The organism is Arthrobacter sp. 2YAF22_2, from assembly GCF_052114645.1.
GTDB lineage: Bacteria > Actinomycetota > Actinomycetes > Actinomycetales > Micrococcaceae > Arthrobacter.
The window spans coordinates 1-5,471 of the sequence record NZ_JBFRFD010000239.1 but is presented as its reverse complement, the minus strand read 5'-3'; the positions used below and the strand labels follow the sequence as shown (position 1 = coordinate 5,471).

The 5,471-nt window shown below is 63.2% G+C and carries 6 protein-coding genes and 1 pseudogene; all 7 read left to right on the top strand.

Annotated features, from left to right (window positions below; genetic code table 11):
• Positions 1-181: 181 nt before the first annotated feature.
• A complete protein-coding gene (locus tag AB4Y86_RS11040; protein WP_441402278.1) occupies positions 182-415 on the top strand; it encodes a hypothetical protein in 234 nt (77 codons plus the stop codon).
• Between the two features lie 925 nt (positions 416-1,340).
• Complete coding sequence (locus tag AB4Y86_RS11035) at positions 1,341-1,700, top strand: iron chaperone (RefSeq protein ID WP_441402277.1); 360 nt, start codon at positions 1,341-1,343, stop codon at positions 1,698-1,700.
• Between the two features lie 119 nt (positions 1,701-1,819).
• A complete protein-coding gene (locus AB4Y86_RS11030; RefSeq protein WP_441402276.1) occupies positions 1,820-2,017 on the top strand; it encodes a hypothetical protein in 198 nt (65 codons plus the stop codon).
• A 54-nt stretch (positions 2,018-2,071) separates the two neighbouring features.
• A complete protein-coding gene (locus AB4Y86_RS11025) occupies positions 2,072-2,956 on the top strand; it encodes an NmrA/HSCARG family protein (protein ID WP_441402275.1) in 885 nt (294 codons plus the stop codon).
• A 407-nt stretch (positions 2,957-3,363) separates the two neighbouring features.
• The gene (locus AB4Y86_RS11020) at positions 3,364-3,711 is read left to right on the top strand and encodes a hypothetical protein (RefSeq protein WP_441402274.1); all 348 of its coding nucleotides are present in this window, start codon (positions 3,364-3,366) and stop codon (positions 3,709-3,711) included.
• 3 nt (positions 3,712-3,714) lie between these two features.
• The gene (locus AB4Y86_RS11015) at positions 3,715-4,392 is read left to right on the top strand and encodes a DUF981 family protein (protein WP_441402273.1); all 678 of its coding nucleotides are present in this window, start codon (positions 3,715-3,717) and stop codon (positions 4,390-4,392) included.
• 783 nt (positions 4,393-5,175) lie between these two features.
• Positions 5,176-5,471, top strand: a pseudogene (locus tag AB4Y86_RS11010) (AAA family ATPase); the annotation flags it as partial.

Genomic DNA, 5,471 nt, shown 5'->3' with positions numbered 1-5,471 from the left:
CGATGATGATAGCGATCATACGATACCGCGGAGAGCCGGGTCTGTGCCTGCTGAAGCATCCCAGCCAGACACCTCTGGGGCGTCGGTAATGGAGCAGCTGCGCTCGTTAACTGGCGCTTTGCCGGCGCTCGTCCCACGCTCGAATCTGTACTCACGACTTCGCGGGTGCAACACTGCGTGGATGAACATCTTCGAGTGGTGGCCTCTGGTCGATGCGGAAACACGCGACTGGCTCGTTGAGCACAACGGCGAGCCGCTGCCGCAGAATGTCATCGCCGACATCATGGCGGTTACGGGCGGCACGACGGATTCTGAGTGGTGGGCTGGCGAATCAGCAGACGGTCCGCAGCTTTCCGACACAGCTGTGGATTGGATCGAGGCTGTCGCCAACGACGAGGAGTCGACAGCCGGCTAAAATTTGCCGCCGCGTCCCACTGAAGGTTTCGCAAACGGGTGGCTGCCGCCAGGGTCAATTGATCAGTAGCTGTTGCGCACTAGGAAGTTCGGGGCCTGCTGGGTCCAGCCGCCTCGTCCCTGACGGACTCAAGGCCCCTCTCTGCACCCGCCGGGACCACTAGCCAACCCTCAGTAGGATGCTTATCGCCTACTGGAAAGCTTATCGAGCAGACGAGCAGACGAGCAACGCAGCAGGAAGCCGGCGGGCGGCCGATAGCGAAGGGAGACGCCGCTAAGGACGGAAGCCACTCTTGCCCGCGGCGTCGTTCCACCATCGTCGGAGCGCGTCGCCTGAGTCGACGATCTGGCCTCTGAGAACCTCCGGGAGCTCAGGGGCATTGCTACGGTGCCCGCGACACCGCTGCGGGCGAAACCCGGCCGTCGGAACTGTGAATCTTGAAGTTGGAGGTGACTGGTGCGGCTTCGGCTTGCGGAGTTCAGGGCGGAGGCAGTTGAGGACCGATAGAGTTTCGGCCTCGGAACTAGGCTGTCGTCTACCGCGACGCCGGCGCCGCCGACCCGGGGGACGCCGGCACGAAATCCGTCCTCTGGTATCACTTCGATGCTCCGGCCGCCGGCGGTTCCGTTTCGGTGAAACTGCGTCTGCGCTCTGCATCGATACCGGGGGAACGTCGTCGGGCGGGAGTTTGGCGCAGTCGTGGCTACCCGGCGCGAGGAAGCGGACGAGTTCTAGGCAACGGTGCTGCCCTCCGGCACGGCCGCCGTCGACTCCCATATCCCGCGCATACACCGCGCCGCGCCTTAGCCGGGCTGTTGTGGGGCAAACAGCTGTACCGCTACGCGGTGGCGCAATGGCTCGAAGGAGACTCGGCCCAGCGGATCCGGGACGTATCCCGTCCGGATGGCTGGCGTATCATCACATCATGGGGACGATCAGCACGTACCTGGACGCGATCGAAGGTGTGGACCGGGCTGCTCTTGAACGAGTTTACGCGATTGCGCGCGACGTAGTTCCCGAAGCCGAAGAAGGCACGAGCTATGGCATGCCGGCGCTGATGTACCGGGGTAAAGGCCTCATCTCCACGGTGCAAGCCAGGAAGTTCCTGTCGCTCTATCCCTTCAGCGGGAAAGTCGTGGCCGCCAACCGCGACGTACTGGCGAGTTTCGAAGTGACCAGCGGAAGCGTCCACTATTCAGTAGAGCATCAGCTGCCGGACGTTGCCTTGCGGCGCATTGTTCGGGGCCGCAAGGCCGAAATAGACGCCAGCATCTCCAGGCATTAGGTACGGTTCCCGTACCGTCCTATCCTGCCCAAGCGGCGTCTCCCGCGGCGGAAAAGATGGGCGAGTCCGCCTAGTTTGTCTTCCGCGACTTTGAGTAGGTGTGAGCAAGTGCAATTTTGGTGATCTTTGAGTCCGGGTTGGATTTGGCGCTGTTGATGTGTCTGTGGGCCTTTTGTGGCGCCATCGTCGTTGTTGAAGGCTGGGTCGCCGCGGCGGTGCGCAGGCACCTTCCGGACTTTCTGCCGCCCATCGACGTGGGGCTCCTGGTGGTGGAAATATTGCCCGACCGCGTCCATGTGTGGGCGCCTGCGGAATGATCATTGACCAGCGTCCGTTTTCGTTGATATACGACGAACCTCGAGGAGAAGATCATGTCGCCAAGTTCTACTCCGGCCACCGCGGCGCCGTTGATCGCCGTCGTCGGCGGGACGGGTCATCAGGGCGGCTCTGTCATTGACGCGTTGCTGGCGCAGGGCGCGCGGGTGCGTGCCCTCGTTCGTGATCCAGACAGGCCGGCCGCGCGTGCGCTGGCGGATCGGGGAGTCGAGTTGTCGGTCGGTGGCTTCACCGATCCGGCGGCGCTCGGCTCTCTGTTTGACGGGGTGGATGCCGCGTTCGCGATGACCACCCCGTTCCCGGGCGGCACCGCGCAGGAATCGGCGTCCGGGATCGCGATCGCCGACGCCGCGGCTCCCGCGGGTGTCCCACACCTCGTGTTCAGCTCCGTAGGCGGCGCCGAGCGCGCATCGGGCGTTCCACACTTCGAGAGCAAACGCCGCGTCGAAGAACACATCGAAACTCTGGGCATCCATCACACCTTCCTCCGCCCCGTCTTCTTCATGGATAACCTGTCCGGATTCATGACGAGCGTCGAGAACGGTCAGGTGGTCGTAAGGATGGCCCTTCCTGACGGCATCCCGCTGCAGATGGTCGCCGTTCGGGACATCGGCCGGGCCGCTGCGGCTATTCTGCTCGGCGGAACCGAAGTGGAGGGCAGCAGTGTGGAGATCGCCGGCGACACACTCACCGGCTCGCAGATCGCGGAGGCCATCGGCGAGCACGCGGGCCTTCCCGCGCGCTACGAGGCCCTGCCGCTCGAGGCCATCGCCTCTTTCGGCGACATGGCCGAGATGTTCCGCTGGTTCGCCGAAACTCCCGCCTACCAGGCCGACTTCGAGGCGACCCGCGCACTAGTACCGGACGCCCTCGACCTTCGCGGCTGGCTGGCCTCCTCAAACTGGCACCCGGGCGCGTGACCAGCTTCCGATAGGGACGGCACACCAATGAGGAAACACGTCGTTCGTCGCTGCGCCAGGCCCTTACTGGGGTTATGTGCCTTCTTCTACGACTCACTTCTTGGCCGCGGTGATGCTCGAGGACAAGGAATTTCCAGTGATGTTCGAAGGCTGGTTGCGCGTCCCAGTCGCTGACTGCGGAATTTATTGCCGGCCGGCCTCTAAACCCGATCCGTTCGGCTCGTCTATGGATAGGCGATATGGATGATGTGGGCGCTCAGAGTGTGAGGGCTACGCGGTCACGTTTGCGCTCTCCCAGGCGGTCGCGGCGCCGGCCTGGGCGAGAGCGATGGCGCTGGCCCGTCCGATACCGCGGGCTGCACCCGTTTCCACGGCGATCTTCCCGAAGGGGAGAAAGCTCCTGCAGAATGCCCCGCCTGGCAAACAGTTTCGCCTCTCGCTACGGTCGTCGCGATCTCATCAACGGAGGGCATTGCCCCTTTCGCTGCATGCCTTACGCGTGGTACGACATCCATATGTCCCACCATGATGTGTTCACTGGATTCCCGATTGAAGTCAACAACGGGAAAACTCGCCGGTGGGGCGCGATATTGGTCAAGGCTGTCTTTGCGATCCTGGTGGTCGGCGCTGTTCTGTCGGCGATTCTTTGGGCCGCCGTCAGTAGCGACATGGGCGCATTGATCCTGTCCGCCACGTTTGCGGCCTGCGCTGGCCTGATGGTCATTCGGCAGGCACTTCTGGCAGAACGAGGGTAGTCCATGCTTGATCAGGGCATCACCTACAACACGACCATGGCGATGGTCGCAGGTGCCATCATGCTCTTGTTGCTCGTCTTCCTGCGAGTGGTCCAGCAACCTGGTCGCAAAACGATCGACGGATGGGCTTGGATGTTTGCTGCCCTGGGGCTGTTTTTGGCCGTCACCGGCACTCACATGACCCTCACGTGGCCACTGAAACAGATTCCCGTTCCCGGCGTCCCTTGTTGCGCGGTGGACAACCTCACCTTCGGTGAACCCGCCATGTTCTATGGATTTCTGGTGTTCTTCGGGGCCATTGCGTTGATGCGTGCCGAGAGAGCCGCCGTCGACCGCGGGGGGCAGTTCGAGCTCGTGGCCACCGTCCGGCCGTTCCTGTACGCGGGTGCCTTCGGCGGCATCGGGCTCATCATGATCGCCGTCGCCGGACTTGARTTCGGGATGTGGCATCCACCCGAGGTGGAACCCATTGCCGGGATGCTGGCGGGCTCCATTCTGGAAGCGCTCTACATGGCGTTCGCCTACATCATCACTGGCGTGGCCGCGATTACAGCCCCGTTCGCTCCTGAGCATCGCCTGGTGGCCAGGGTCTTCGTTGTGTCGTTGTTCATCGCAGGAATGAWGTGGCTGTTCCTCAGCATCACCGTCTTCTACGGACACGTCGGCTTCTTCCCGCACTAAGCCTTGATCCGCCGATCTGCCTGGGCGGATGAGCTGTAACCAGTTTGAGCGGATTGCGGGCCGAGGGCATGGTGTGGCGCCCGTCCTCCTGACTATCGGCACCTTCGACGCCGTCGCAGACTCTGATTCGGCCCCGGGTGCGTTGCTGTGCAAAGCCCGGACAATCAAAGCCTCTGGGACGGCACCGTTGGATTGCTTGCAGCACGCGTGGCCCGCAACGCGACCCTGAGAGCCCCCCGGCAGCGTTCCTGGCCGGGGCGGGGCGTAGACCGGCGCTGGCGCTGGGGCCCGGACCGGTGCGGATACCGGTGGAGGCGCAGGCTGGGGAGTGGTGTCTGAAACGGAGGCGGGGGAGGCGGCACGCTGCCAACTTCGGCATCGGCGGCGCCAAATACCTGCTGATCTGCGATCACCACCCGTAGAACGCGTACCGGACCGAGAACCCCCGGGGCTGGGCCATCTTTGTCGAGGTCGAGGGCAAAGACTGCAGCTGCCCTTCGCAGGATCCGCTCGTCACCCGCATCTCGGATGACCTGACAAACGAACCGTTCGGCGCCGTCACTTCAAGAAGGGGATTCCGGAGGAGTTCGCGCCCGAGCCGGTAACCGTCCAACACCAGGGCTAGACCAAGTCACGGGTAAGGGGGCACATCTGAACTGCTTCCCTAAGGCTGGACTGAGAATTCATCTCTCACTTACGGGGAGCAGTTTCATGTTTTAGAGCAGTGGGTTGTCTGTCGGTTAACCCCACACGGGTTTGTGAATCGAGCTATACAGTTGATGCATGGCTGCCAGCCGCAATCCGCTCGACGACCTTCGCGAAATCATCGGCCATCTGACCGATCAGCTCAAGCTGCCCGGCTCGGAGCGCGTTGATGATCTGGTCGGCGATCTCGTCGGCGCGAGGCCCGGGCCGGCCCGGCCGCTGTCCGAGGTGCAGGCCGAGCTCGACGCGCTGGTCGGACTGGAGACTGTGAAAGAACAGGTGCGGGCCCTCGTCGCACTGCTCCAGGTTCAGGCTCGCCGTAAGGCGCACGGCCTGCCGGAGGTGGCCACATCACAGCATCTTGTGTTCCTCGG